This is a genomic window from Quadrisphaera setariae (assembly GCF_008041935.1).
In the GTDB taxonomy this organism is placed as follows: domain Bacteria; phylum Actinomycetota; class Actinomycetes; order Actinomycetales; family Quadrisphaeraceae; genus Quadrisphaera; species Quadrisphaera setariae.
On the sequence record NZ_VKAC01000001.1, the window covers coordinates 301,665 to 327,814 of the forward strand.

A 26,150-nucleotide genomic window follows, 5' to 3' on the forward strand; every position below is an offset into this window, starting at 1 on the left:
GCCGCGGAAAGTGCGACAAGGATGGGGGTCAGCTCGCGGCGTCGTGGGCGTCGCGGGCGCCGTAGGCCGCGGGGTCGAAGCGGGCGTTCCTCGCCCGGAACTCCGCCGCCGACGCGGGCCACAGCAGCGCCAGCCGCCCGCTGCGGTCGTCGCGGTACCAGCTCGAGCAGCCGCCGTCGTCCCAGACCGTGCCGGCGGCCATCGCGTCGACGTCGTGCAGGTAGGCGGCCTCGGTCGCCTCGTCGACCTCCAGCGGCGCCGCCCCCGCTCCCAGCCGCCGCAGGTGCTCCAGCGCCCCGAGCACGTGCTCGACCTGCGCCTCCAGCACGTCGATCGCGGAGGAGTGGCCGAGCACCGCGTGCGGCCCGCCCAGCAGGAAGAGGTTGGGGAAGCCGGGAACGGCCGTGGACGCGTACGCCGCCATCCCGCCCGCCCAGCGCTGAGCCAGCGTCCGGCCGCCGCGTCCGTGCAACCGCTCGGCGATCGGCGGCCGCGTGGTGGTGAAGCCCGTGGCCAGGACCAGCGCGTCGAGGTCGTGGCGCGCGCCGGAGCCCGCCACCGCCGTCCGCCCGTCCACGCGCGCCAGCGCGCTGGGCTCCAGGCGCACGTCGGAGCGCAGCAGCGCGGGGTAGAAGTCGTCGGAGAGCAGCACCCGCTTGCACCCCACCTCGTAGGTCGGCGTCAGCACGCGGCGCAGCGGTCCGTCCGGCACCTGGGAGGCCAGGTGCTCCAGGGCCCGTGCGCGCAGCGCGTCGAGCGCGGGGCGCTGGCGGCGGCGGGCGGCGATGCCGGCGTCGAGCTCGGCCAGCAGGCCTGCCCGCAGCACCTGCACCGCAGCGGGGTCGCGCTGCAGCGCGGCCCGCTCCTCCGCCGGGACCTCGGCGTCGCGGCGCGGCACCACCCAGGGCGCGGTCCGCTGGAAGACCACGACCTGCGCGGCGGCCCCCGCCAGCTGCGGCACCACCTGCACCGCCGAGGCTCCCGTGCCCACCACGCCCACGCGGAGCCCGCGCACGTCCACCTCGGAGCCCCAGCGCGCGGTGTGCACCACCGGACCCTCGAAGCGCTCCAGCCCCGGCACATCGGGGGTGCGCGGCTCGGCGAGCCGGCCCACCGCGGTGACGAGCACTCGCGCGCTGACGCGCAGCTCGCCGTCGGGCGTCGCGGCGGTCACGTGCCAGCGGCCACCTCCGTCGACACCGTCGTCGTCGTGCCAGGTGGCGTCACGGACGTCGGCGCGCAGCCGCAGGTGCGGTGCGAGGCCCTCCTCGCGGGCGCTGGTGCGCAGGTACTCCAGCACCTGGTCGCCGCGCGCGTAGCGGTGCGTCCACGCCGGCTGCGGTCGGAACGTGTAGGCGTACAGCGGCGCGGGGACGTCGCACGCGACGCCGGGGTAGGTGTTGTCGCGCCAGGTGCCGCCGACGTCGCGGCCGCGCTCGAGCACCACGAAGCTCTCGCGGCCCCGGCGGCGCAGCTGGATGGCGCTCGCAAGGCCCGCCACCCCGGCGCCGATGACGGCGACGTCGACGGTCAGGTGTTCGCAGCTCCCATGATCACGGTCGGGTCTGTTCGCAACTCCCATGATCACGGAGGGGGGAGGGGGAGGCGGCGGTCCGGGGGGACGTCGGCGTAGGTGGTGGTCCGCTGGCGCGGCGTGCGTCCCAGCTCCTGGGCGACGACGACGACGTCGGCCGCGGTGAGCTGCAGCCCCGCCTCCGCGCCCGCGTCGGGCGCCACCGCGCCGTCGAGCAGCAGGCCGCCGAGGTCGTCGGCGCCGCCGTCGAGCAGCTGCCCCACCAGCGGGGACGCAGCGCCGCCGAGCTTGGTCCACGCCACCTGCAGGTGGTCGATGCCGCCCGGGCCGCCGCTGCCCACCAGGAGCCTCGCCACGGCGTGCAGGGCCCGGGTCTCGCGCGCGGACGGTCCCGGCGTGCGGCGCGGCAGGCCCGCGGGCAGCCGGTCGGGCAGGGGAGCCGTCAGCGCCGGCACCCACGGCATGAGGATGAGCTCGGTGAAGCCGCCGGTGCGCCGCTGCACCTCCTGCAGCCGCCGCAGGTGCGCCACCTGCTGCCGGTGCGTCTCGAGGTGGCCGTAGACGAGCGTGGCGGTGGAGCGCAGGCCCACCTCGTGCGCGGTGGTGATGAGGTCCACCCACTGCTGGGAGGTGAGGTCGGGGCCGCCCGGCGGCGCCAGGGCGGGGCGCAGCGCGTCGTCCAGCACGCGCGCGCCGGTGCCCGGCACGGACCCGAGCCCGGCCTCGCGGGCGGCGGTCAGCCACTCCCGCGGCGTGCGGCCCGAGCGCGTGGCGGCGTCGAGCACCTCGGCCGGGCGGAACGCGTGCAGGTGCAGCTGCGGCGCCCGCTCGTGCAGGGCGCGGACCAGGTCGAGGTAGCCGTCGTCCACCCCGTCCCGGCCGCCCGCCACGGCCACCCCACCTGCCGGGGACGGCGGCAGCGGGCCCTGCACGCACAGCTCCGTGGCGCCCAGCGCCACCGCCTCGTCGACGAGGGCGTCGCGCAGCTCCGCCTGCGGCGAGCCGGGCGGACCGGCCACCGCCGCCGTCGTGAGGTTGCGGTTGACCACGAACGTCAGGTCACCGTCGGCGCCGCCCTCGCCAGGCCCAGCCCGGCCGCCGGCGGCGGCCAGGACGTTCGCGCGCCGCGCCTCGGCCAGGCCGGCGAGCGCGTCGAGGTAGGGGTCGTCCGTGGCGAGGAGCTGCACCCAGTCGTCGTCGTCGAGGGAGCCGGGGTCGACGATGGCGAGGGCCAGCAGCTCCTCGACCGGCCGCGCCCGCTGCTGCCGGTGGGGCCGGCGGCTCACCAGATGCGCACCCGCTGCTCCAGCGGCGTGAACAGGGCGTCGCCCTCGACCACTCCGAACGCCTCGTGGAAGGCGTCGAGGTTGGTCACCACCGCGTTGCAGCGCAGGTCGGCGGGGGAGTGCGGGTCGATCGCCAGGCGGCGGCGGACCTCCGCCTCGCGGGTCCTGGTGCGCCACACCTGCGCCCACCCGATGAGCACCCGCTGGACGGCGGTGAGCCCGTCGAGCTCCGGGCCGTCCTCCAGCCCCGCCGACTCCAGCGCGATCCGGTACGCCTTCAGCGCGATCGTCAGGCCGCCGAGGTCGCCGATGTTCTCGCCGACGGTGAGCTCGCCGTTGACCTTCGCGTCCGGCGCCTCACGGGGCGACAGCGCCGCGTACTGCGCGATGAGCGCGCCGGCACGGCGCTCGAACTCCTCGCGGTCGGACGGCTGCCACCAGTCGACGAGGTTGCCGGAGCCGTCGTACTTGGAGCCCTGGTCGTCGAAGCCGTGGCCGATCTCGTGCCCGATCACCGCGCCGATGCCGCCGTAGTTGGCGGCGTCGTCGGCGTCGGCGTCGAAGAACGGGGGCTGCAGGATCGCCGCGGGGAAGACGATCTCGTTCATCACCGGGTGGTAGTACGCGTTGACGGTCTGCGGCGTCATGAGCCACTCCGACCTGTCGATCGGCTGCCCGATCTTGGCCAGCTCGAAAGCGGTCTCCCACTCCCCGGTGCGCCGCACGGTGCCGACGAGGTCCTCGCCGTCGACGACGAGGGAGGAGTAGTCCTTCCACCGGTCCGGGTAGCCGATCTTGGGGGTGAACGCCTCGAGCTTGGCCAGGGCCTTCTCGCGGGTCTCCGGGCCCATCCAGTCCAGCGTCGAGATCGACCGGCGGTAGGCCTCGACGAGGTTGGCCACCAGCTCGACCATGCGCTCCTTCGAGCGCGGCGGGAAGTGCCGCTCCACGTAGAGCTGGCCCACGGCCTCTCCGAGGGTCCCCTCCACGAACGAGACGCCCCGGCGCCAGCGCTCGCGCAGCTGCGGGGTGCCCGACAGCGTGCGGCCGGAGAAGTCGAACTGCTCCTCCACGAGGTCCGCCGACAGGTACGGCGCCAGGCCGCGCACCAGGCGCACCGACAGCCACGCCTGCCACTGCTCCAGCGGGCGCTCCTCGAACAGGGCCGCCGCGCCGGTGACGAACGACGGCTGGCGCACCACCACCTCGTCGAGCGCGTGGGCGCTCACGCCGGCCAGACGGCTCGTCGGCTCTCCGCCCTCGTCGTCGAGGTCGAGCAGCGCCGCGCGCCACGCCTCCCAGTCGAGGCCGGGGGCGCTGGCCACCAGCGCGTCCCACGTCATGAGCGTGTACGTCTTGTGCGCGTCGCGGCGCGAGACCCGGTCCCAGCTGACCGCGGCCAGCGCGGTCTCCAGGTCGAGCACGGTGGCCCCGAGGGGCTCCAGCCCGGCGAGCGCGCACAGCCTGTCGAGGTGCTCGACGTACTTCCCGCGCACCTCGGCGTGCTCGTCGAGGCGGTAGTACGCCTCGTCCGGCAGCCCGAGGCCCGCCTGCTCGGCGTAGACGACGTAGCGGGAGGAGTCCTTCGCGTCGGGGGAGACGTAGGCGGCCACCAGCGCCACCAGCCCCTCGCGCTGGTAGCGGCCCACGAGGGCGGCCAGCGCCGAGCGGTCGGCGACGGCGGCCACCTCGGCCAGCAGCGGCTCCAGCGGGGACGCGCCGAGGGACTCGACGCGCTCGACGTCCATGAACGCGCGGTAGGCCCGGCCGACCTGCCCCAGCGAGCCTCCCGATTCCAGCCCGGTGGTCGCGGCGGGGGCGCTCGCCGCCGCCTCCTCGACGATCGCGCGGACCTGCTCCTCGGCGGCGTCGAACAGCGCGCGGAACGCGCCGTCGGAGGACCGGTCCGCGGGGATCTCGTGCGCCGCGAGCCAGGCGCCGTTGACGTGGCCGAACAGGTCGTCCTGGGGGCGGACGGACGCGTCGACGTGGGCGAGGTCGAGGCCCGAGCGCACCGGGGCCTGAGCCGCGGGGGGCGTCGTCGGAGAGGTGGCCATGCCCCATCCTCCCTACTCTCACGAGCGTGACGCAGGAGGCCCCGTCCGAGCGCCCGGCCGAGCCCACGGGCCAGGCCCGCGACGGCGCCGACGAGCAGGGCCCCGAGCACCCGGGGCACGAGCCGGAGCACCACCACGCCCAGCACCACGCCCAGCACCGTGCGCCAGGACCCTGGCGGGAGCAGCGCGGCTCCTTCAAGCACGCGGCCGTGATCATCGCCGTGGCCACCGCCATGGTCTCGCTCTTCGCGCTGAGCTACATCGACGCCCTCGGCCGCCCCGTGGCCCGCGCCCTGCCCGTGGCGGTCGTCGGCGACGCCACCGGCTCGCCCTTCCTCGAGGAGCTGGAGCGCGCCACCTCCCACGGCCTCGAGCTGCGCCAGGTGGACAGCGCCGCCCAGGGCGAGCGGCTCGTGCAGCTGCAGGAGGTCTACGCGGTCATCGCCCCCGGCGAGACCTCCGCCCAGGGCCGCGAGCAGGTGAGGATGGAGCTGTCGAGCGCGTCCGGGGCGTCGGCGGCCCGCGTCCTCACCCAGGCCGCGCTGACCGCGGAGAGCTCCTCCGGCGTGGAGCTGTCCACCACCGACCTGCACCCGCTGCCGTCCTCGGACCCCTCCGGGCTCGCCTCGTTCTACCTGACCATCACCGCGACCATCCTCGGCTTCGTCACCACCTTCCAGCTGCGCGCGCACGCCAGCCCGCTGACGCTGCGGGGCTGGGCCGTGGTGGCGGGCTCGCTGGTGGTGCTGGGCTCCCTCGTCCTGGCGACGCTCGCCATCGCCGTGCTCGACGTGCCGCTGCCGTTCTGGGAGACGTGGTGGGCGCTCGCGCTGCAGGTGCTCACGGCGTCCTCGTTCGCGGCGCTGATGAGCGTGCTCGTGGGCCGCTGGGCGATCCTGCCCACCTGGGCGCTGTTCATCCTCCTCGGCAACACCTCCTCCGGGGGCGCCGTCGCCCCGGGGCTGCTGCCGGAGCCGTTCAGCACCCTCTCGCGGGTGCTGCCCTCGGGCGCCCTCGTCTCCGCGCTGAGGGCGGCGGCGTACTTCAACGACACCCAGCGCTGGGAGCCGCGCCTGGTGCTGCTGGCCTGGGCGGTGACGACGACGACGGCCCTCGTGCTCGTCTGCCGCGCCCGCCGCACGAGCCCCGCCCCCTGACCCCGGCCCCCTCACCCGGCCCCCGACCCCTGACCCCTGACCCCTGCGAGGGCCTGCGGGCAGGATGGCCCCATGAGCACGGAGAGCAGCACCGCCGGCACCCCAGAGGGCACGACGACGACGTGGACGGCGGCGCAGGTGGCCCGCCTCGTCGACCACACCCTGCTCAAGCCCGAGGCGACCCCCGCCGACGTCGCGGCCCTGCTCGCCGACGCCCGCCGCCTGGGCGTGCTCGCGGTCTGCGTCTCGCCGTCCTTCCTCCCCCTGGCGCAGACCGCGGGTGAGGGCTCGACGGACGGCCTCGTCGTGGCGACCGTCTGCGGCTTCCCCTCCGGCAAGCACGCCAGCGAGGTCAAGGCGGCCGAGGCCGCCGCCGCGGTGGCCGCCGGCGCGGACGAGGTCGACATGGTCATCGACGTCGGCGCGGCCCTGTCGGGCGACGTCGACGCCGTCCGCGCCGACATCGCCGCGGTGCGCGCCGCCGTCCCCGCACCGGGGGTGCTCAAGGTCATCGTCGAGAGCGCCGCCCTGCCCGACGACGTGCTCGTCGCGGTGTGCCGCGCCGCGGAGGAGGCCGGGGCCGACTTCGTGAAGACCTCCACCGGCTTCCACCCCACGGGCGGCGCCAGCGTGCACGCGGTCGAGGTCATGCGCGCCACCGTCGGCGGGCGCCTGGGCATCAAGGCCTCCGGAGGCATCCGCACCGCCGAGGCCGCGGTCGCCCTGCTCGAGGCGGGCGCCACCCGCCTGGGCCTGTCCGGGACGGCGGCGGTGCTGGACGGCCTCCCGCAGGGCTGAGCCGCGCTGGCCCGCCGGCCCGCGCGGCGGCCGACGCGTCAGCCGACGGCGGCGGGGCGGGCGCCGGAGCGCCCGTCCCCGCGCTGCGCCTTCACCGCGTACATGGCGGCGTCGGCGCGGCGCAGCAGCTCCTCGCCCGGCAGCGGCGCGTCGGTCGCAGCCGTGCCCGTGCTCACCCCGAGCGCCAGGACCAGGCCGTCGACCTCGACGGCCTCGTCCAGGCACGTCCGCACCCGCGCTGCGACCGCCTCGACGGCCCGTGCGTCGGGCGCCCCGCCCAGGACCACCACGAACTCGTCGCCGCCGGTGCGCCCCACCTGAGCGTCCGGACCGGCTGCGTCCTGGAGGCGCCGGGCGACCTCCACGAGCACCCGGTCACCCACGTCGTGCCCGTGCTGGTCGTTCACGGGCTTGAACCCGTCGAGGTCGCAGAAGACCACCGCGGCCAGCGACCCGGTCCCGGCCTCGGCGCACGCAGCGGCCAGGGCGTCGGCCGTGCCGCGGCGTCCCAGGAGGCCCGTGAGCGGGTCGTGCCGGGCCGCGTGCAGCAGCTCGGCGTGGCGGGCGTGCTGCGTGGCCTCCAGCGCCGCGTGGGCGCGCTCGCGCTGGCGGGCGAGGATCGCGATGTTGGCCAGCACCAGGCACGCCAGGCCGAGGGCGGCCAGCTGCTCGGCGGGGCCGTGCACAGCGGGCAGGACCCCGGCGGAGGTCCCGGCCGTCGCGGCCGCTGACAGCACCAGCGCGCCGACCCCTCCGGCCTCGAGGGCGCGGCGCCACCGCCAGTCCACGTGCACGCCGGCCACCAGCAGGCACACCAGCGGCACGAGCGTCGGCAGCGCGCAGGAGGCCAGGGCGGCGCTGCCGAGCAGCTGGCCGAAGACCACCCGGCGCGCCGTCCGCTCGTGGAGGTCCCCACCGGCGAGCCACCGCTGGGCGGCGTCGTGCCGCAGCCCCATGAAGGCCGCCCACAGCGCCACCTGCACCGGCCACGGCCACGCGCCCGAGGACGAGCCCGCCACCGCCAGGGCGACGACCAGCACGAGCAGCCCGGCGCCGGAGACGCTGAGGAGCACGCGAGAGGGCCGCTGCAGCGCGGCCCCGCTGCTCACCGGTCGGCCATCTGGCCGCGTCCTGCACGACCGGACCGCTTCACGGCGTACATCGCCGCGTCGGCCGCGGTCAGGAGCGCGTCGGGGTCGCACGGGGCCTCCGTCGTGACGACGCCGGTGCTGGCACCCACCGACACCCTGGAGCCGTCGGCCAGCTCGACCTCGCGAGCCACCTCGGCGCGCACGCGCCGCGCGACGTCCTCGGCTGCACCGGCGTCGGGCAGACCCGGCAGCACCAGCACGAACTCGTCACCACCGGTGCGGGCCACCGCGTCGCCGTCGCGCGCGCACGCCAGCAGGCGCCGGGCCACGACGGAGAGCAGCTCGTCGCCCGCGGCGTGGCCGTGCACGTCGTTGATCGGCTTGAAGCCGTCCAGGTCCACGAAGACCACGGCCGTCACCGCCACCGGGTCAGCGGACGCGGCCGCTCGCCGCAGCGGTCCCTCCAGGCCGCGGCGACCGAGCAGCCCGGTCAGGGAGTCGTGCAGCGCGGCGTGCTCCAGCACCTCCAGGTGCTCGCGGCGCTCGGCGTCCAGCGACGCGGCCGCCCGAGCCGCGCGGCGGGAGACGTCGAAGGTGTTGGCCACGGTGGGGGTCGTCAGCGCCAGGAGGGCCACGGCGAGGAGCGCTGCAGACGGGGTGGAGACCACGCCGTCCACCCAGCCGAGCGCCTGTGCGCCCAGCGTCGCCGCGGAGGTGACCAGCACCACGGCGCCGCACTCCACGAGCCGGCGTCCCGTCGGGTGCAGCAGCACGGCGTACACGGCCGCCGTCGTGGCGGCCGCCGGCACCAGGGCGCTCAGCCCCAGCACCGCCAGCATCCCGCTGAGGCAGGTGCACGCGGCGATGAGCGAGACCAGTCCGCCGAGGCCCGCGGAGCGCTGCTCGAGCGCCAGCCGCACCGGCGGCGAGGCGGTCAGGCCCAGGCCGGCGCCGAAGGCCGCAGCTGCTGGCAGGGGCACCGAGGCGCCCAGCTGGTCGGCGGCGGCGGCCAGCGCCAGCGCCGCCGCGGCGACGCCCAGCACCGGTCCCAGCAGCGACAGCGGCCAGCGGACGGCGTGCGGCAGCAGCACGGCCACCTCCCGTCGTCGACCTCACCGGCCCGGCGCAGCGCCGAGCTCCGAGAGGACGATCGGCACGTGAGGGCTGCGGCTGGAGCCGCAGCCCTCACGTGGTCACAGGGCCAGCAGGTCCCTCACGGCCGCGCCGAGGTCACCGAGCTGCCCGTCCGCCAGCGCACGCGCCGACCCCAGGTCCGAGCCCGCGACCGGCACGACCACCTCGAGGTAGCACTTGAGCTTCGGCTCGGTGCCGCTCGGGCGGACCACCACGCGGCCCCCGCCGTGCAGGGTCCAGCGCAGGCCGTCGGTGGCGGGCACGCCGGTGGTCTCGGGAGACCCCTCCGACAGGTCGTCGACGCGCTCCACGACCCTTCCCGCCAGCTCGGCCGGGGGCTGCTCGCGCAGCCGCGCCATCGCCGCGTCGATGAGCGAGAGGTCCTCCACCCGGAAGGACACCTGCCCGGTGGCGTGCACGCCGTGCGCGAGCGCCAGGTCGTCGAGGACGTCGAGCAGGGTGCGCCCCTGCGCCTGCAGCTGCGCGGCCAGCGCCGCGACCACCACGGCGGCCGAGACGCCGTCCTTGTCGCGCACCAGCTGCGGCGCCACGCAGTAGCCGATGGCCTCCTCGTACCCGAAGACCAGGCGGGGCGCCCGGGAGATCCACTTGAAGCCCGTCAGCGTCTCCGCGTGCCCCAGGCGGTGGGCCGCGGCGATGCGTCCCAGCAGGCTCGAGGAGACCAGCGAGCACGCCAGCACGGCGTCGCCGTCGTGTCTGCGCAGGTCCCGCCCACCTGCCAGTCCGCCGGAGGCGACGTGCTCGCCGAGCACCGCGCCCAGCTCGTCACCGGTGAGGGCGCGCCAGCCCCCCTCGCGGGAGGCGTCCGGGACGGCGACGGCGCAGCGGTCCGCGTCGGGGTCGACGGCGATGACGAGGTGCGCGTCGCGGCGGCGCGCGAGCGCCAGCGCGAGGTCGAGCACGCCCGGCTCCTCGGGGTTCGGGAACGCCGTGGTCGGGAAGGCCGGGTCCGGGTCGGCCTGCTCGGGGACGACGGCGACGTCGGTCACGCCCGCCCGCCGCAGGGCCTCGATGACGACCGCGCCGCCGACCCCGTGCACGGGGGTCAGCACCACGCGCAGCGCCGAGCGGTGCCCGTCGGAGGGCGGCGGACCGGGCAGCGCCGAAGCGCCGTTGAGGTACGCCTCGAGCACGTCGCCGCCGAGCACCGACCAGCCCTTCTCCGCGCGGGGCACCTCGCGGGCGGGCGGCTGGGCGGCGATGTCGGCGGCGATCTGCGCGTCGGCCGGCGGGACGATCTGCGCGCCGCGCCCGGGGGCGTCGTCGCCGTCCGCGCCGACACCACCACCCGGGGTGCAGCGGCCCCCGAGGTAGACCTTGTAGCCGTTGTCCTGGGGAGGGTTGTGGCTGGCGGTGACCATGACGCCGGCGTCGGCGTCCAGGTGGCGCACCGCGAACGCCAGCACGGGCGTGGGCAGCGGGCGCGGCAGCAGCAGGGCGCGCACCCCGGCGGCGGTCATCACCGCGGCGGTGTCGCGGGCGAACTGCGCCGACCCGTGGCGGGCGTCGTGGCCGATGACGCACATCGGCGGCCCCGCCTCGGGGTCTGCGGGGGCCGCCACCCGGTGCAGGTGCGAGGCCAGGCCGGCGGCGGCGCGGACCACCACCGCCCGGTTCATGCGGTTGCTGCCCGGACCCAGCGCTCCGCGCAGCCCGGCGGTGCCGAACTCCAGGTGGCCGTCGACGGCGGAGGCCACCTCCGCGGCAGCCCGCGCTGCGTCGTCGCCGGTCTCGTGCTCGGCGCGGTCGAGCAGCGCCAGCAGCGCGGCGCGGTCGTCGTCGTCGACGTCCCCCTCGGCCCAGGCGCGGGCGCGGGCCGAGGTGCGGGGGTCGAGGCTGACGCCGGAGGAGGCGGCGCTCACGAGCGCGGCTCGGCGAGCACGCGGCGCACGACGGAGGCCAGCAGCGCACCGATGCGCGGCCCGGCCGCCCTGCCCGCGTCGATGACCTCCTGCGCGTCCAGCGGGGTCGGGCTGACGCCGGCCGCCAGGTTGGTGACCAGCGAGATGCCGAGCACCTCCAGGCCGGCCTGGCGCGCGGCGATGGCCTCCAGCGCGGTGGACATGCCGACCAGGTCGCCGCCCATGCGGCCCGCCATGCGGACCTCGGCGGGCGTCTCGTAGTGGGGCCCGGGGAACTGCACGTACACGCCCTCGGTGAGGTCGGGCTGCACCTGGCGCGCGAGGGCGCGCAGCCGCGAGGAGTACAGGTCCGTGAGGTCGATGAACGTGGCGCCCTCGAGCGGCGACGTCGCCGTGAGGTTGATGTGGTCGCTGATGAGCACCGGCGTACCGGGGCCGCGGTCGACGTCGATGCCGCCGCAGCCGTTGGTCAGGACGACGCTCGCACAGCCCGCCGCGGCGGCCGTCCGCACGGCGTGCACGACGGGACGCACACCGCGGCCCTCGTACAGGTGCGTCCGCGAGAGGAACACCAGCACGTGGCGGTCGGCGCCCGAGTCGTCGGTGACGCTCACCGAGCGCACCGTGCCGACGTGCCCGAGGGCCGCCGCCGGCGCGAACCCGGGCAGGTCGGTGACGGCGATCTCGGCGGTCGTCGCGCCGAGCAGGTCTGCGGTGACCTGCCAGCCGGAGCCGAGCACCAGCGCCGTGTCGTGGCGCGCGACGCCGGTGCGCTCGGCGATGGCCCGCGCGGCGGACCCGGCGATCTGGAAGGGGTCGGTGCTGGGGTCGCCGAGGTCGTGGGCCGGGTTGTTGGAGTGGTCCGGCGCGACGTTGTCGAAGGGGTCCATCACGCGGGGCACCGTACTGGGACCCGAGCGCGGTGCGCCCCGTGCGGGGTCAGCGGGCGGGTCAGCCGACGGAGCGGCAGGGCCGGCTGCGCAGCTCCGCGACGTAGTCGTCGGGGGCACCCGCGGCCTCCGCGGCGTCGGCGAGCATGCCCAGGTAGAAGGCGCTGGGCAGGCCTCCCTCGTAGTCGTCCAGCACGTAGGTCCACGCGAGCCGCTCGCCCTCGAGGGTGTCCACGCGCACCTTGACCTTGGTGTAGAGGCCGATGTCGACGCCCTCCCACTGGTCCAGCTGGTCGGCGTCGGCCTCGGTGAGGTCGTACAGGGCCACGAACACCTGGTGCTCGACCTCGGCGTCGGGGTCCTCCGACGGGGGCACCTCCACGACCGTGGCGAGCGCTCCGTCCCAGCCGCGCTCCTCACCGCCGAACGTCAGGCGCCAGCCGCGCAGCCAGCCCGTCTGCTCCAGGGGTGAGTGCGGCGCCCGCACGGACATCCGCTCGGGGTGCAGGTTGCTCGCGTACGCCGCGTACAGCGCCATGAGCGGGAGGGTAGCGACCACCCGGTCACCCGCGCCCGGAACCGCTGTCGCTCGGCCCGCCGACGTCGTCGGCGGCCAGGTCCTGCAGCACGAGCTCCAGCAGCGGCTGGGCCCGCGGGCGGAGCCCCGGCGGCAGCCTCCAGAAGGCGGAGCTCAGCGCTCCGGCCGTGCCCGGCCCGATCCTGTCAGCGACGTCGATGGCCAGTCCCGCCGAGTAGGCGCGTCGCCGGAACGGGGTGAGGGGCAGCCACGGCCACGCCACCGTGCGCGCCCACAGGTCTGCGTCGGAAGGTCGCAGCGCCCCGTCGGAGCTGGTCAACGGCACCCTGCGGGGTAGGAGGGCCGTGTCCACCGCGAAGCCCTGCCGCGACCACCCCCGCGTCGAGAACGGCGGTGAGACCAGCAGCGGCTGCAGGTCGAGCGGCGGCAGTCCCACGGGGACCCGCAGCCCGGCCGCCGCGACGGCGTGCAGCCCGGCGAGGATCGTGCCGGGTGGGCACACGAGCAAGCCTGCGCGACCGCGCAGCACGGAGTCCCAGCCCAGTGCCACCGGCACCCGCACACCGCGGAAGGGTGCCCAGAGGTCAGCGCTGTCCAGCCTCTTGCGCGTGACCCCGAGCGCCAGCGCCTCGTCCACGCGGAACGGGCGGCCGGCGAGCTCGTCGGGGAGCGGGGTAGCGCGGTGCACGGCCCGAGCCTGGCTGCGACAAGGTCGCGCTCGCTGCGCCGACCGGTCGCCTGTGGACGGTCACCGGGGGGGCGTCCCGGAGCACCCGGTGGTGGCCCTGTCCGGAGGCTGCGGGAAACGCCCCCTTGTGCGTGATCGGATGACTACGCCGAAGGGGGCGCTTCCCGCAGCCTCCAGGAAGCGACCCCTGGCCTCCGGAAGGAGGGGGCGATCAGCCGGGGCCGGGGGCTGAGAGGATGGGGCCGTGCCTGGTCGAGCGCCGCGCGTCGTCGTCATCGGTGGAGGTCCCGGAGGGTACGAGGCGGCGCTGGTCGCCTCGCAGCTCGGGGCCGAGACCACCGTCGTGGAACGCGCCGGGATGGGCGGGTCCACCGTCCTCACCGACGTGGTCCCCTCCAAGACGCTCATCTCCGTCGCCGAGGTGATGAACTCCGCGGCCGAGGCCGAGGAGCTGGGCCTGCGCTTCCCCGGCAGCGACGGCGACCCGGAGACCAAGGAGCCCATCACCGTCGACCTGGGCCGCGTCAACGCCCGGGTGCGCAAGCTCGCCGAGGCGCAGTCCGCTGACATCGAGCGCCGCCTCGCCGCCGAGGGCGTGCGCGTGCTGCGCGGCAGCGGCGCCCTCGACGGCACCGAGCGCGTCGCCGTGGAGCTCTCCGACGGCGGCAGCGAGGTGCTCGACGCCGACATCACCCTGGTCTCCACCGGGTCCTCGCCGCGCGAGATGGACTCCGCCAGGCCCGACGGCGAGCGCATCCTCACCTGGAAGCAGCTCTACCAGCTGGAGAGCATCCCCGAGCGGCTCGTCGTCGTCGGATCCGGTGTGACGGGCGCCGAGTTCGCCAGCGCCTACGACGCGCTCGGCTCCGACGTCGTCCTCGTCTCCAGCCGCGACCGCGTGCTGCCCGGGCAGGACGGAGACGCCGCCGAGGTCATCGAGGAGGTCTTCCGCCGCCGCGGCATGGAGCTTATGGGGCGCTCGCGGGCGAAGGCCGCGCGGCGCGAGGGCGACGGGGTGGTGGTGACCCTCGAGGACGGCCGCGAGGTGCGCGGGTCGCACTGCCTCATGGCCGTGGGGTCGGTGCCCAACACCGTCGGCATCGGCCTGGAGGAGGCCGGCGTGCAGCTCTCCGAGAGCGGGCACGTCGAGGTCGACCGGGTGTCGCGGACCTCCGCGCGCGGCGTCTACGCCGCCGGTGACTGCACCGGGGTGCTCCCGCTGGCGTCCGTGGCGGCCATGCAGGGGCGCACCGCCATGTGGCACGCCCTCGGCGACGCCGTCAGCCCGCTGCGGCTGCGCAAGGTCTCCGCCAACATCTTCACCGCCCCGGAGATCGCCACCGTCGGGTGGACCCAGGAGCAGGTGGAATCTGGCGAGGTGGACGGCGAGGTGCTCATGCTCCCGCTGGCCGGCAACGCCCGCGCCAAGATGCTGGGCATCCGTGACGGCTTCGTGAAGCTCTTCGCCTCCACCGGGTCCGGCCGGGTGCTGGGCGGCGTCGTCTGCGCCCCGCGGGCGTCGGAGCTGATCTTCCCGGTGGCGCTCGCGGTCGAGCACGGCCTGACCGTCGACCAGGTGGCGCACGCCTTCACGGTCTACCCGTCGCTGTCCGGCTCGGTGGCCGAGGCCGCGCGCCGCCTCCACGTCGCCACCTGAGCGGCGGCTCCCACCAGCACTGACGACGGCGGCGACCCCAGGAGGGGCTCGCCGCCGTCGTCGTGAGGTGCGCCTGTCAGCTGGCGGCGGCGTCCTTGATGGTGCAGATGACCGCACCGGTGGTGAGGGTGTCGCCGACCGCGGCCTTGAGGCCCGTGACCACGCCGTCCTTGTGGGCGGTCAGCGGCTGCTCCATCTTCATGGCCTCGAGGACGACCACGAGGTCGCCTGCGACCACGCTCTGCCCCTCCTCGACGGCCACCTTGACGAGCGTGCCCTGCATCGGCGCCACGAGCGCGTCGCCTCCGGCGGCCTTCGCGGCGGCAGCGGCGTTGCGGGGGCGCTTCTGCTGGCGGCGCGCCGACTGCACGGCGCCGCCGACCTGCGCTCCGGCCTCCATGACCCAGCCCGGCAGCGTCACCTCGAGGCGCTTGCCGGCCACCTCCACCACCACCGTGGACCGCTCGGCGTCAGCGGGGTCCGCGGCCTCGGGCGCGGGCCCGGACCACGGGGCCGTCGAGCCGGACCAGGCGGTCTCGATCCAGCGGGTGTGCACGCGGAAGCGGTCCGCCTGACCCACGGCCGCTGCGGCGGACGCGGGCAGGGCGGGGTCGACGGCCGTGAAGGCCGGGTCGTCCACGACGAGGCGGTGGAACGGCAGCACCGTGGGCATGCCGTCGACCGCCATCTCGGCCAGGGCGCGGCGGGCGCGCTGCAGCGCCTGCTCGCGGGTGGCGCCGGTGACCACGAGCTTGGCCAGCAGCGAGTCGAAGGCGCCGGAGATGACGTCACCGCTGCGGATGCCGGCGTCCACCCGGACGCCGGGGCCCGACGGCGCCTCGAAGCGGCTGACGGTGCCCGGCGCCGGCAGGAAGCCGCGGCCCGGGTCCTCGCCGTTGATGCGGAACTCGAAGCTGTGCCCGCGCGCGGGCGGGTCGTCGTAGCCGAGCGGCTCGCCGGTGGCGAGGCGGAACTGCTCGCGCACGAGGTCGAGGCCGGTGACCTCCTCGGTCACCGGGTGCTCCACCTGCAGGCGGGTGTTGACCTCGAGGAAGGACACCGTGCCGTCCTTGGCCACGAGGAACTCGCAGGTGCCGGCGCCGGCGTACCCGGCCTCGCGCAGGATCGCCTTCGACGCGTCGCGCATCGAGCGCTCCTGCTCCGGCGTGAGGAACGGCGCGGGCGCCTCCTCCACGAGCTTCTGGTGGCGGCGCTGCAGCGAGCAGTCGCGGGTGGAGACGACGACGACGCCCCCGTGCTCGTCCGCCAGGCACTGCGTCTCCACGTGCCGGGGCTCGTCCAGGTAGCGCTCCACGAAGCATTCGCCGCGGCCGAACGCGGCCACGGCCTCGCGGACGGCCGACTCGTAGAGCTCGCCGACCTCCTCGCGGGTGCGCGCCACCTTGAGGCCGCGACCGCCGCCGCCGTAGGCGGCCTTGATGGCCACGGGCAGGCCGTGGGCGTCGACGAACGCGAGCACCTCGTCCACGCCGCTGACGGGGCCGGGGGTGCCGGCGACCAGGGGGGCACCGACCCTCTCGGCGATCTCGCGGGCGGAGACCTTGTCGCCGAGGGCCTCGATGGCAGCCGGGGGCGGGCCGATCCAGGTCAGGCCGGCGTCGACGACGGCCCGCGCGAAGCCGGAGTCCTCCGAGAGGAACCCGTAGCCGGGGTGCACGGCGTCCGCGCCGGAGCGGGCGGCCACCTCGAGGAGGAGGTCGGCGCGCAGGTAGGACTCGGCGGAGGTGGTGCCGCCCAGGGCGTGCGCCTCGTCGGCGAGCTCCACGTGCAGGGCGTGCCGGTCGGGCTCGGCGTAGACCGCCACGGAGGCGATCCCGGCGTCCTTGCAGGCCCTGATCACGCGCACCGCGATCTCACCGCGGTTGGCGACGAGGACCTTGGTCACGCTGCGGCTGTGCTCGCGACCCCCGGTGCGTCCCCCGCTGCTGCGACGCTCGGTGACCACGCCTCGCCTCCGCCCTGCTCCCCGGGCGCCCCCGGTGGGCATCCCGGCCGAGCAGCCTAACCGCCGGGCGCCCGACCAGGGGAACCAGCGCCCACCAGCGAGGCCCACCTGCGGCGCCTCGGGGCCGGGCGGGCGCCCCTCGACTCGCAGCGTCCTCCCAGCGGGGGCACAGTGCCTGGCAGGGGCGGGCACCCGCAGCGCCCCGGAGAGCTGTGACGACGCAGCGGCCGCGCGCCCTGCGACGAGGAGGTGGGCGGTGGCAGCGCTGTCGTTCCTGGACCGCGAGCGGACCGTGGCGCCACCCGGCTACAGCCGGTGGCTCATCCCGCCCGCCGCGCTGGCGGTGCACCTGTCGATCGGGCAGGTGTACGCGTTCAGCGTCTTCAAGACGCCCCTGCAGGACCACTTCGGCGTGGAGGGGACGCCCATCGCGGTCATCTTCTCGATCGCGATCGTCATGCTGGGCCTGGCAGCGGCCTTCGGCGGCACCTGGGTGGAGCGCAACGGCCCCCGCAAGACGATGGTGGCCGCGGCGCTGTTCTTCTGCGGCGGCCTCTTCATCGGGGCGGCCGGCGTGGCCGCCGACCAGCTGTGGCTGGTGTACCTGGGCTACGGCTTCGTCGGCGGCATCGGCCTGGGCCTGGGGTACATCTCCCCGGTCTCCACGCTCATCAAGTGGTTCCCCGACCGCCCGGGCCTGGCGACCGGTCTGGCCATCATGGGCTTCGGCGGAGGCGCCCTCATCGCGAGCCCGCTGTCGGACCGCCTGCTCAACACCTACGGCTCGGACCCGTCCGGAGCGATCGCGCCGGCGTTCCTCACCCTGGGCGCGATCTACCTGGTGCTGATGCTGCTCGGTGCGTTCGTGGTGCGGGTGCCCGCCAGGGACTGGCGGCCGGCCGGGTGGACGCCGCCGCAGCAGTCCAGCGGGATGCGCTCCGTGGGCGACGTCACCGCGCGCAACGCGCTCCGCACGCCGCAGTTCTGGCTGCTGTGGGTGGTCCTGTTCACCAACGTCACCGCGGGCATCGGCATCCTCGAGACGGCCTCCCCGATGGTGAGGACGTTCTTCCCCGACATCTCCGTGGCCGCGGCCGCCGGCTACGTGGGCGTGCTGTCGCTGTGCAACATGGCCGGCCGCTTCGTGTGGAGCTCGACCTCCGACGTCATCGGCCGCAAGCGCATCTACATGCTCTACCTGGGCGTGGGCGCCGTCCTCTACCTCGGCGCGGTGCTGCTGGGCACCACGTCCGTCGTCGTCTTCGTGCTCCTCACGGGGATCATCCTCAGCTTCTACGGGGGTGGCTTCGCCACCATCCCGGCCTACCTCAAGGACCTCTTCGGCGGTCTGCAGGTCGGCGCCATCCACGGTCGGCTGCTGACCGCGTGGTCGGCGGCCGGTGTCGCCGGGCCGCTCATCGTCAACAGCCTCGTCGACGCAGCGGGCGGAGAGTCCAGCGGCGCGGGGGCGTACCGCCTGCCGCTGTCGGTCATGGTGGGCGTGCTGGTGGTGGGCTTCATCGCCAACGCCCTCGTCAAGCCCGTCGACCCGGAGTTCCACGAGCCGCGCGACCGGCGCGGTGACGACGGCGCCGCCGCGGGCGCGCGCGAGGAGGCGAAGAGCCGGTGAGCACCACGGGAGCGAGCAGGACGACGGCGGGCTCGGCAGGTGGGCAGGGCTCGGCGAAGGCCGCCGCCGTCGTCCTGTGGGTGCTGGTGTGCGGCGGTCTGCTCTACGGGGTGGTGCAGACCGTGGTGAAGGCCAGCCAGCTCTTCAGCGGCTGAGCCGGCGCCGGAGCGGGCCCGCCGGCCGCCCCGCCCGGCTGGTCGTGGAGTCGATCAGCATGGCGGGGCGTCCGGCGGGTAGGGGGCGCTCGTGACCAGCACCCCTGAGCTCATCGACCCGACCACCCGCTACCCCCAGCCGGAGTTCGACCAGGAGGCGCAGCCCGGCGCGGGCCAGGCCTGGGGCATGGACCCCACCCCCGACCACGGCGAGGAGAGCTACCGCGGCAGCGGCAAGCTCACCGGGCGCCGCGCTCTCGTGACCGGCGGTGACAGCGGCATCGGCCGCGCCGCGGCCATCGCCTTCGCGCGGGAGGGCGCTGACGTCGCCATCTCCTACCTGCCCGAGGAGCAGCAGGACGCCGATTCCGTCATAGCCATCATCCAGAAGGAGGGCGTGAGGGCCCTCGCCCTGCCCGGCGACATCACCGACGAGGCCTTCGCCACGTCGCTCGTGACGAAGACCGTGGAGGCCTTCGGCGGCATCGACGTGCTCGTGAACAACGCCGGCAAGCAGCAGGCCCGCGAGTCGATCCTCGACATCTCGTCGGAGCAGTTCGACGAGACGTTCAAGACCAACGTCTACGCGATGTTCTGGATCACCAAGGAGGCGGTGAAGCACCTCCCGGCGGGCTCCTCCATCATCAACACGACCTCGGTGCAGGCGTACCAGCCCTCGCCGACCCTGGTCGACTACGCCAGCACCAAGGCCACCATCAACGCCTTCACCAAGGCGCTGGCGGCGCAGCTGGCCGAGAAGGGGATCCGCGTCAACGCGGTGGCCCCGGGGCCGGTGTGGACGCCGCTGCAGCCGGCGGGCGGCCAGCCGGAGTCGGCGCTGCCGGAGTTCGGCGCGCAGACGCCGCTCGGCCGCCCGGGCCAGCCCGCGGAGTACGGAGCGGCCTACGTGCACCTGGCGTCGAACGACTCCAGCTACACCACCGGCTCGACCCTGTCGATCACGGGCGGGATGCCCACCCCCTGACCCCCACCTCCCCGTGGTCCTGGTCGATCAGCCGTGCAGGCGGCCGATCGCCCAGGACCACGAGGGGTTCAGGAGGACGACGACGGCGTGAGCGCCCGGAACGCGGGGATGAGCTCGGAGGCGGCGAACTCCAGGAACCCGTCGGGGTCCGGCCCGGCGTTCTGCGCCACGAGGTGGTCGTACCCGGCGTCGACGAACTGCTGACCGTTCGCCACGTGCTTCGCGAGGTCCGGGCCGCACGCGAACTGCCCCGCGACGTCGGCCTTCGTGACGAACGCGGACGCCGCGTCGAAGTTGACGGGGTTGGGCAGCTCGGCCATCACCTTCCAGCCCGTCAGCGCCCAGCGGGTCTTCTCCATGACGGCGTCGACGGCCTCGCCCTCGCTCTTCGCCCACGCCAGCGGCACCTCGCCGTACACGGGACCGGAGCCGCCGTCGCCCTTCCAGTCGCTGATGAACGAGGCGTCCGGCTCGGTGCCGAACAGCCCGTCGCCGAGGTCGGCGGCGAGCTTCGCCGACGCCGGGCCCGAGCCGGCCACGGCGATGAGCGGCAGCTGCTCGGGCAGGTCGAAGACGCGGGCGTCCTCCAGCTGCAGGTGCTTGCCCGAGTAGCTCTGGTACCCGCCCTGCCACAGCAGGCGGATGATCTCGAGGGCCTCGCGGAACCGCTCGTGGCGCTCGTGCACGCCGCGGAAGGCGGGCTCACCGATGACGTGCTCGTTGAGCCGCTCACCAGCGCCGACGCCCAGGGTGAAGCGCCCGTCGGAGAGGATCTGCAGCGTCGCCGCGGCCTGCGCGACGATCGCCGGGTGGTACCGGTAGGACGGGCACGTCACGCCGGTGACCAAGCCGATCCGCTCGGTCTTCGCGGCGATCGTGCCGAGCATCGCGAAGGTGAAGCCCGAGTGCCCCTGGCTCTCCAGCCACGGGTGGTAGTGGTCGCTCATCTCCACGAAGTCGAAGCCCGCCTGCTCGGCGGCCACCGCCTGCCGGACGACCTCCTTCGGGTCGAAGGACTCCGTGGCGAGCTTGTAGCCGACCTGCAGGGCGCTGGTTCCTCCAGCGGTGTCTGTCATGAGCGGGCCCTACCCCGCCGCGGCCGCGGCACTCAGGCGCGGGGCGCCCAGAGGTCGGTCCAGCGGACGCCCACCTCGGCCAGCAGCTCGCGCAGCAGCGGCAGCCCGATGCCGACGACGGTGTGCGGGTCTCCCTCCACGCCGCGCACGAACGCGCCGCCGAGGCCGTCGAGCGTGAACGCGCCCGCCACCGCCAGCGGCTCGCCGGTGGCGACGTAGGCCTCCAGCTCGGCGTCGGAGACGTCGGCGAAGTGCACGGTGGTGGACGCGACGGCCCCGAGCGTGGCGCCGGTGACCGGGCCGTCGTCCTCGCGGGCGTCCACCAGCCAGTGGCCGGTGTGGAGCACGCCGGAGCGGCCGCGCATGCCCTTCCACCGCTCGAGGGCCTGCGCCGCGTCGGCGGGCTTGCCGAACGCCTCGCCGTCGAGCTCCAGCACGGAGTCGCACCCGACGACGAGCACCCCGCCGTCGGGTGCGCCCTCGGCGTCCTCCCAGCGAGCAGCGACGTCCTCGGCCTTCGCCTTGGCCAGCACGAGCGCGACGTCCTGCGGGTCGGTGACGCCGTAGCGCTCGACCACGGCGGGCTCGTCGACGCCCGAGACGAGCACCAGGGGCTCCACGCCGGCGGAGCGCAGCGTCGCGGCGCGGGCGGGGGAGGCGGAGGCCAGCAGGAGGCGCACGGGAGCGGTCACGGGCGGCGACGCTAGCCGAGGGGCTCGGAGAACCAGAGCTGGGCGTCGGTGTTGTCGTTGTAGGGCGCCACCTCGGTCCAGCCGGTGCGCCGGTACAGGCGGGTGGCGGACTCCAGCTCGGAGCGCGTGTCCAGCACGAGGCGCGTGGCGCCGCGGGCGCGGGCCCAGCCCTCCGCAACGTCTAGGAGCCGGGTGCCGAGCCCCAGGCCGCGCGCCGCGGACGAGACCCACAGGCGCTTGACCTCCACGGCCGGCCCGCCGGCCAGCTCGACGGCACGGGCGCCGACGCAGCCCAGCACGCGGCCGCGCTCGTCGTCGTCCTGCGTGCCCTCGACGGACCTGGCCAGCCAGAACGCCCCGCCGGGGGCGGCGAGGTCGCCGTCCGCGGTCACCGGCAGCTGCCAGGTGACGCCCATGGCGGTGGAGACGTCAGCGCAGAACGACGCCCGCGCCGCCACCGCCTCGGGGGCGGACGGCGGCGCGGGCGTGATGACGACCTCGGTGCTCACGAGGCCGCAGTCTGCAGCGTCAGGCGCGGGCGGCGGGGGAGCCGTTCGAGCCGGCGCCGACGAGGGCGTCGTCGGTGCCCTGGGCGGCGCGGGCCTCGGCAGCCCGCTCCTCGCCCTCGGACAGGAACGTCGGCACGGTGCGGCCGTCGTAGCGGTCGCGGTCGAGGATGCCCTCGCGCTTCGCGACGATGGTCGGCACGAGCGCCTGACCGGCGACGTTCACCGCGGTGCGGCCCATGTCGAGGATCGGGTCGATGGCCAGCAGCAGACCCACGCCCGCCAGCGGCAGGCCCAGGGTGGACAGGGTCAGGGTCAGCATGACCGTGGCCCCGGTGAGACCCGCCGTCGCCGCGGAGCCGACCACGGAGACGAACGCGATGAGCAGGTAGTCGGTCCAGCTCAGGTCCACGCCGAAGAACCCGGCCACGAAGATCGCGGCGATGGCCGGGTAGATCGCGGCGCAGCCGTCCATCTTGGTGGTCGCGCCGAGCGGCACGGCGAAGCTCGTGTACGCGCGCGGCACGCCGAGGTTCCGCTCGGTGACGCGCTCGGTCACGGGCATGGTGCCCACCGAGGAGCGCGAGACGAACGCCAGGGAGATCGCCGGCCACGCGCCCGCGAAGAAGCGGCGCACGCCGAGGCCGTGGGCCTTGAGCAGCACCGGGTAGAGCACGAAGAGCACCAGCGCCAGACCGACGTAGACGTCGACGACGAAGACGCCCAGCGGGCTGAGCGCGTCCCAGCCGTACGTGGCCACGGCCGTGCCCAGCAGGCCCACGGTCCCGAGCGGGGCGAGGCGGATGACCCACCACAGCACCGTCTGGACGACGGCGAGGGCGCTGCGCGCGAAGGCGAGGAACGGCTCCGCCTTCTCGCCCGTCTTGAGCGCGGCGACGCCGACGGCGATCGCGATGACGATGAGCTGCAGCACGTTGAACTTCAGCGACGTCGTCGAGGTGACGGCGAGGCTGGTCACGGAGTCGCCGGCGACCTGCGTGGACGTGCTCGCGCCCAGCCCGAGCCAGTTGGACGGGACGACGCCGGTGAGGAAGTCCAGCCACGAGCCGGTGCGGCCGTCGTAGGTGGCGCTCCCGGCCGAGGCACCGGAGCGGGTGCCGGGGTCGGTGAGCAGCCCGATGGTCAGGCCGATCGCCACCGACACGGCGGCGGTGATGGCGAACCACAGCAGCGTCTGGCCCGCCAGGCGCGCGGCGCCCGCCACCTGCCGCAGGTTGGCGATCGAGGTGATGACCGCCAGCAGCACCAGCGGCGGGACGAGCGCCACGAGCAGGGTGACGAAGGTCGACCCGACGGTGTCGAGGGTGGTGACGAGCCAGTTGACCGGGGCGCCGTCGGCGTCGACGCCGCCGAAGGTGCGGGCCACCAGGCCCAGCACGACGCCGAGGACGAGACCGGCGATGACCTGCGCGCCGAACGGGATGCGCGTCAGGCGGGCGAGCGGGGACGACGAGCGCTGGCGCGCGGGGGCGTCAGGAGCAGCAGAGGACACGGGGGAGCCTTCGGGTCGAGCGACGGGGTGGCGCGGTGCGGCCCCGCGGGGCCGTCGGTCACCGACAGCGGTCGCTCGCGGTGCGCAGGAGGTCGACGTGGAGGCGCCGGGTCAGCTCCTCGCCCCGGCGCCCGCAGGTCTCCCAGGCAGCGCGCACCCCTCGCCCAGCAACGCACCGGCCGCATCTGTTCCCTCGGGCCACCACCCCTGCGGGACGGTGCACGGGAGGCCCATGACCACGGTGGGGCGGGGACCTCCACCGTGATCATGGACCTCGCGTGCAGTGTCCGGGGTCAGGCGGCGAGGGCCTGGCGCAGCACGTCGAGCGGCACCGAGCCGACGTCGAGGGCGCGGCGGTGCCACGCCTTGAGGTCGAACTCCCCGCCGGCCGCGGCGGAGCGCTGCTGCGCCTCGGCGCGCAGCTGCAGCCACACGCGCTCGCCGAGCTTGTACGCCGGGGCCTGGCCGGGCCAGCCCAGGTAGCGCAGGTGCTCAAAGCGCAGGAACTCCTCCGCCTGGAAGGTGTGGCTGGACAGGAACCGCCACACCTTCTCGGCGTCCCATGTCCCCCCGCCCAGCTCCGCCGGCGCCTCGAGCCCGCAGTGCAGGCCGATGTCGACGACGACGCGGGCCGCCCGGAACAGGGAGCCGTCGAGCATGCCCAGGTGGTCGGCCGGGTCGTCGAGCCAGCCGAGGTCGGACATGAGGCGCTCGGCGTACAGAGCCCAGCCCTCGGCGTGCCCGGAGGTGAAGCACATCATCCGGCGCCAGCGGTTGAGCGTGGCGCTGCGGTACATGGTCTGCCCGATCTGCAGGTGGTGACCGGGGACGCCCTCGTGGAAGACGGTGGTGCGCTCGCGCCACGTGCCGAAGCGCTCCACGCCCGGCGGCACCGACCACCACATGCGCCCCGGCCGGGAGAAGTCCTCGGTGGGCGGCGTGTAGTAGATGACCCCCGACGAGCTGGGCGCGATGCGGCACTCCAGCCGCCGCACCGGCTCGGGCACGTCGAAGTGGCTGCCGGCCAGCGCCTCGACGGCGCTGTCGGAGAGCTGCTGCATCCACGCCTGCAGGGCGTCCTTGCCCACCACCTGGCGGGTCGGGTCGGCCTCGAGCAGGGCGATCGCCTCCCGGGTGGTGGCTCCGGGGGAGATGCGCTGCGCGGTCGCGCTCATCTCGGCCTCCAGGCGCGCGACCTCCTCCAGCCCCCAGGCGTACGCCTCGTCGAGGTCGAGGGTGGCGCCCACGTGGTGGCGGCTGAGCAGGGCGTACTCCTCGCGGCCCACGGCGTCGGTCTCGCGGGAGGCGGGCAGCACGTCCTCGCGCAGGTGGCGGGCCAGGTCGGTGTACGCCTCGCGGGCCGTGCGCACCCCGGAGGCGAGGTCGGCCGCCAGCGCGGCGGACGGCTCGGCCCCGTCGGGGCGGGCGCTCGCACCGAGGCGCGCGAAGGCGCCGTCGTCGGCGACGAACCCGTCGACCTGGCCCAGCACGGCCTCCACCTGCCGGCGCGCGGGCGGGCGCCCGGCGGCCAGCGCTGCCGCCAGGGACGCGCGGTACTGGTCGAGGCGCTGGCCGGTCCGCCCGAGGCGGGAGGCGATCGCGGCCCACTGCTCGGCGGTGTCGGTGGGCATGAGGTCGAAGACCTCCTGGGTGCCCTGCACGGGGGAGTCGATGACGTTGAGGACGCCGACGTCGAGGCCAGCGTCGTGCACGGCCACCTCGAGGCCGAGCCGGTCGCGCATCGCGGCGACGGTGACCTCGTCGGTCGCATCCATCGGCACCGACGGGTCCGCCGCCAGCGCCTCGAGGGCCGCCAGGGTGCGGCGCGCGTGCTCCGCGCGGGCGGCGACGCCCTCGGGGGAGGCGTCGGTGGGCTCGTCGGTGCGCCCCGGCAGGCCGTACCAGACCCGCATGTCCGGGTCGAGGACCACGGACTCCTCGAGGTACCGGTCGGCGAAGGCGTCGACGGCCGAGGGCGTGCGGCGGGGCATCTCGTCGGTGCTGTCAGGGCTCGAGGTCACGCCTCCACGCTAGGCGGACACGGCGGGGGACGGCCGTCGGGTGCCCGGGCCGCAGCGCTCACGCGCCGCGACCGCAGCCGGGCGCCCGGTCGCGGTCCCAGGGGGCCCGGGAACCGCGACCGGGCGCCCGGCTGCGGCGGGGGTGGCGGCGTCAGTCGGTGGAGGTGCCGCCCTTGAGGGCGGCCAGGCGCAGCTCGACCTCGGTCTGGTCGCCGTCGGCCTCGAGCGCCTCGAACTGCCCGTCGAGGCTGGACGCGGCCAGCTCCTCCTGGCCGCGCACGCGCGCCTCCTCGCGGCGCACCTTCTCCTCGAAGCGGGATACCTCGCTGGTGGGGTCGAGCAGGTCCACCGCCTTCACCGCGTCGTGCACCTGGGACTGCGCCGCGGCCATGCGCGAGCGGGCGACCAGCTCGTCGCGCTTGGACCTCAGCTCCTCCAGCTTGCGGCGCATGCCCTCCAGGCCGGTCTTGAGCTTCTCGACCACCTCGGTGCGCGAGGCGATCTGCGGCTCGAAGCCCTTGGCGTGGTCCTCGGCGTCGATCTGGCGCTGCAGCGCCACCCGCGCCAGCTGGTCGAACCTGTCGGCCTCGGTGCCGTTGCCCTCCCCGCGCAGCTGGTCGGCCTTGCGGCTGGCGGCGCCGGCCTTGCCGCCCCACTCCTTCGCCGTGGACACGGCCTCGGCGTGGTCGTCCTCCATGAGCCGGAGGTCACCGATGGTCTGCGCCACGGACTGCTCGGCCTCGCGGATGGCCTGCGTGTAGTCGCGGACCATCTGGTCGAGCATCTTCTGCGGGTCCTCGGCCTGGTCGAGCAGGGCGTTGATGTTCGCCCTGACCAGCTGTCCGACCCGTCCCAGCAGCGACTGCTGCGCCATGCCATCTCCCACGTCGCGC

Annotated in this window: 22 protein-coding genes; 6 read left to right on the plus strand and 16 right to left on the minus strand. The window is 75.4% G+C overall.

Features of this window, described 5'->3' with window-relative positions:
- Positions 1-28: 28 nt before the first annotated feature.
- The 3 genes from FMM08_RS01470 to FMM08_RS01480 are packed head-to-tail and all read right to left on the minus strand — an operon-like array spanning position 29 to position 4,877.
- Positions 29-1,582: a flavin-containing monooxygenase gene (locus tag FMM08_RS01470; RefSeq protein WP_147924540.1), complete on the minus strand. Its 1,554-nt coding sequence runs from the start codon at positions 1,580-1,582 to the stop codon at positions 29-31.
- Positions 1,583-1,584: 2 nt separating this feature from the next.
- Positions 1,585-2,820, minus strand: a complete 1,236-nt coding sequence (locus FMM08_RS01475) for an FO synthase (RefSeq protein WP_222710276.1) — start codon at positions 2,818-2,820, stop codon at positions 1,585-1,587.
- Positions 2,817-4,877, minus strand: a complete 2,061-nt coding sequence (locus FMM08_RS01480) for a M13 family metallopeptidase (RefSeq protein ID WP_147924541.1) — start codon at positions 4,875-4,877, stop codon at positions 2,817-2,819. Before FMM08_RS01480 ends, FMM08_RS01475 begins: the two co-directional genes overlap by 4 nt.
- A 26-nt stretch (positions 4,878-4,903) precedes the next feature.
- Here FMM08_RS01480 and FMM08_RS01485 point away from each other — a divergent pair, with 26 nt between their 5' ends.
- Positions 4,904-6,034 (plus strand): ABC transporter permease, encoded by a 1,131-nt coding sequence (locus FMM08_RS01485; protein ID WP_147924542.1) that lies wholly within the window; start codon positions 4,904-4,906, stop codon positions 6,032-6,034.
- Positions 6,035-6,106: 72 nt separating this feature from the next.
- A complete protein-coding gene (gene deoC / locus FMM08_RS01490; protein WP_147924543.1) occupies positions 6,107-6,832 on the plus strand; it encodes a deoxyribose-phosphate aldolase in 726 nt (241 codons plus the stop codon).
- A 38-nt stretch (positions 6,833-6,870) separates the two neighbouring features.
- Here the strand turns inward: deoC and FMM08_RS01495 are convergent, their stop codons facing one another.
- The 6 genes from FMM08_RS01495 to FMM08_RS01520 form a co-directional block, all read right to left on the minus strand.
- On the minus strand, positions 6,871-7,941 hold the full coding sequence (locus FMM08_RS01495) for a GGDEF domain-containing protein (protein WP_147924544.1): 1,071 nt from the start codon (positions 7,939-7,941) through the stop codon (positions 6,871-6,873).
- Positions 7,938-9,014 (minus strand): GGDEF domain-containing protein, encoded by a 1,077-nt coding sequence (locus FMM08_RS01500; RefSeq protein ID WP_147924545.1) that lies wholly within the window; start codon positions 9,012-9,014, stop codon positions 7,938-7,940. The genes FMM08_RS01495 and FMM08_RS01500 overlap by 4 nt, the downstream gene beginning before the upstream one ends.
- 102 nt (positions 9,015-9,116) lie before the next feature.
- A complete protein-coding gene (locus FMM08_RS01505; protein ID WP_147924546.1) occupies positions 9,117-10,940 on the minus strand; it encodes a phospho-sugar mutase in 1,824 nt (607 codons plus the stop codon).
- The gene (locus tag FMM08_RS01510) at positions 10,937-11,830 is read right to left on the minus strand and encodes a purine-nucleoside phosphorylase (protein WP_147924859.1); all 894 of its coding nucleotides are present in this window, start codon (positions 11,828-11,830) and stop codon (positions 10,937-10,939) included. Before FMM08_RS01510 ends, FMM08_RS01505 begins: the two co-directional genes overlap by 4 nt.
- Before the next feature lie 61 nt (positions 11,831-11,891).
- The gene (locus tag FMM08_RS01515) at positions 11,892-12,368 is read right to left on the minus strand and encodes a gamma-glutamylcyclotransferase (RefSeq protein WP_147924547.1); all 477 of its coding nucleotides are present in this window, start codon (positions 12,366-12,368) and stop codon (positions 11,892-11,894) included.
- 25 nt (positions 12,369-12,393) lie between these two features.
- Entirely contained in the window at positions 12,394-13,056 is a 663-nt protein-coding gene (locus FMM08_RS01520) for a hypothetical protein (RefSeq protein WP_147924548.1), read from the minus strand.
- Positions 13,057-13,300: 244 nt separating this feature from the next.
- On the opposite strand from FMM08_RS01520, the gene FMM08_RS01525 reads away from it, so the two are divergent.
- A complete protein-coding gene (locus FMM08_RS01525; protein WP_147924549.1) occupies positions 13,301-14,713 on the plus strand; it encodes an NAD(P)H-quinone dehydrogenase in 1,413 nt (470 codons plus the stop codon).
- Between the two features lie 76 nt (positions 14,714-14,789).
- Here the strand turns inward: FMM08_RS01525 and FMM08_RS01530 are convergent, their stop codons facing one another.
- Positions 14,790-16,619: an ATP-binding protein gene (locus tag FMM08_RS01530; RefSeq protein WP_147924550.1), complete on the minus strand. Its 1,830-nt coding sequence runs from the start codon at positions 16,617-16,619 to the stop codon at positions 14,790-14,792.
- Between the two features lie 325 nt (positions 16,620-16,944).
- On the opposite strand from FMM08_RS01530, the gene FMM08_RS01535 reads away from it, so the two are divergent.
- The 3 genes from FMM08_RS01535 to FMM08_RS01540 all read left to right on the plus strand — a co-directional run bounded on the left by FMM08_RS01535 (position 16,945) and on the right by FMM08_RS01540 (position 19,449).
- A complete protein-coding gene (locus FMM08_RS01535) occupies positions 16,945-18,309 on the plus strand; it encodes an L-lactate MFS transporter (RefSeq protein WP_147924860.1) in 1,365 nt (454 codons plus the stop codon).
- Positions 18,306-18,464 carry an MFS transporter small subunit gene (locus FMM08_RS22775; protein WP_187279517.1) on the plus strand — a complete coding sequence of 53 codons (159 nt, stop codon included), beginning with the start codon at positions 18,306-18,308 and terminating at the stop codon, positions 18,462-18,464. Before FMM08_RS01535 ends, FMM08_RS22775 begins: the two co-directional genes overlap by 4 nt.
- A gap of 91 nt (positions 18,465-18,555) precedes the next feature.
- Positions 18,556-19,449: an SDR family oxidoreductase gene (locus tag FMM08_RS01540; RefSeq protein ID WP_255471933.1), complete on the plus strand. Its 894-nt coding sequence runs from the start codon at positions 18,556-18,558 to the stop codon at positions 19,447-19,449.
- Positions 19,450-19,517: 68 nt separating this feature from the next.
- Here the strand turns inward: FMM08_RS01540 and FMM08_RS01545 are convergent, their stop codons facing one another.
- From FMM08_RS01545 to FMM08_RS01570, 6 genes are all read right to left on the minus strand, one after another.
- Complete coding sequence (locus tag FMM08_RS01545; protein ID WP_147924862.1) at positions 19,518-20,495, minus strand: TIGR03557 family F420-dependent LLM class oxidoreductase; 978 nt, start codon at positions 20,493-20,495, stop codon at positions 19,518-19,520.
- Between the two features lie 62 nt (positions 20,496-20,557).
- Entirely contained in the window at positions 20,558-21,217 is a 660-nt protein-coding gene (locus tag FMM08_RS01550) for a Maf family protein (RefSeq protein WP_147924551.1), read from the minus strand.
- An 11-nt stretch (positions 21,218-21,228) separates the two neighbouring features.
- A complete protein-coding gene (locus FMM08_RS01555) occupies positions 21,229-21,726 on the minus strand; it encodes a GNAT family N-acetyltransferase (protein ID WP_147924552.1) in 498 nt (165 codons plus the stop codon).
- Between the two features lie 19 nt (positions 21,727-21,745).
- Complete coding sequence (locus tag FMM08_RS01560) at positions 21,746-23,236, minus strand: dicarboxylate/amino acid:cation symporter (RefSeq protein ID WP_147924553.1); 1,491 nt, start codon at positions 23,234-23,236, stop codon at positions 21,746-21,748.
- A gap of 293 nt (positions 23,237-23,529) precedes the next feature.
- Positions 23,530-25,257, minus strand: a complete 1,728-nt coding sequence (locus tag FMM08_RS01565) for a DUF885 domain-containing protein (protein WP_255471934.1) — start codon at positions 25,255-25,257, stop codon at positions 23,530-23,532.
- A gap of 151 nt (positions 25,258-25,408) precedes the next feature.
- Positions 25,409-26,131 carry a PspA/IM30 family protein gene (locus FMM08_RS01570; protein ID WP_147924554.1) on the minus strand — a complete coding sequence of 241 codons (723 nt, stop codon included), beginning with the start codon at positions 26,129-26,131 and terminating at the stop codon, positions 25,409-25,411.
- Positions 26,132-26,150: the final 19 nt, after the last annotated feature.

Bases quoted from the DNA above. Each gene is read 5' to 3' on its own strand.
- FMM08_RS01470 (WP_147924540.1), bottom strand. From the start codon at position 1,582: ATGGGAGTTGCGAACAGACCCGACCGTGATCATGGGAGCTGCGAACAC.
- FMM08_RS01480 (WP_147924541.1), bottom strand. From the start codon at position 4,877: ATGGCCACCTCTCCGACGACGCCCCCCGCGGCTCAGGCCCCGGTGCGC.
- deoC (WP_147924543.1), top strand. From the start codon at position 6,107: ATGAGCACGGAGAGCAGCACCGCCGGCACCCCAGAGGGCACGACGACG.
- FMM08_RS01510 (WP_147924859.1), bottom strand. From the start codon at position 11,830: ATGGACCCCTTCGACAACGTCGCGCCGGACCACTCCAACAACCCGGCC.
- FMM08_RS01515 (WP_147924547.1), bottom strand. From the start codon at position 12,368: ATGGCGCTGTACGCGGCGTACGCGAGCAACCTGCACCCCGAGCGGATG.
- FMM08_RS01570 (WP_147924554.1), bottom strand. From the start codon at position 26,131: ATGGCGCAGCAGTCGCTGCTGGGACGGGTCGGACAGCTGGTCAGGGCG.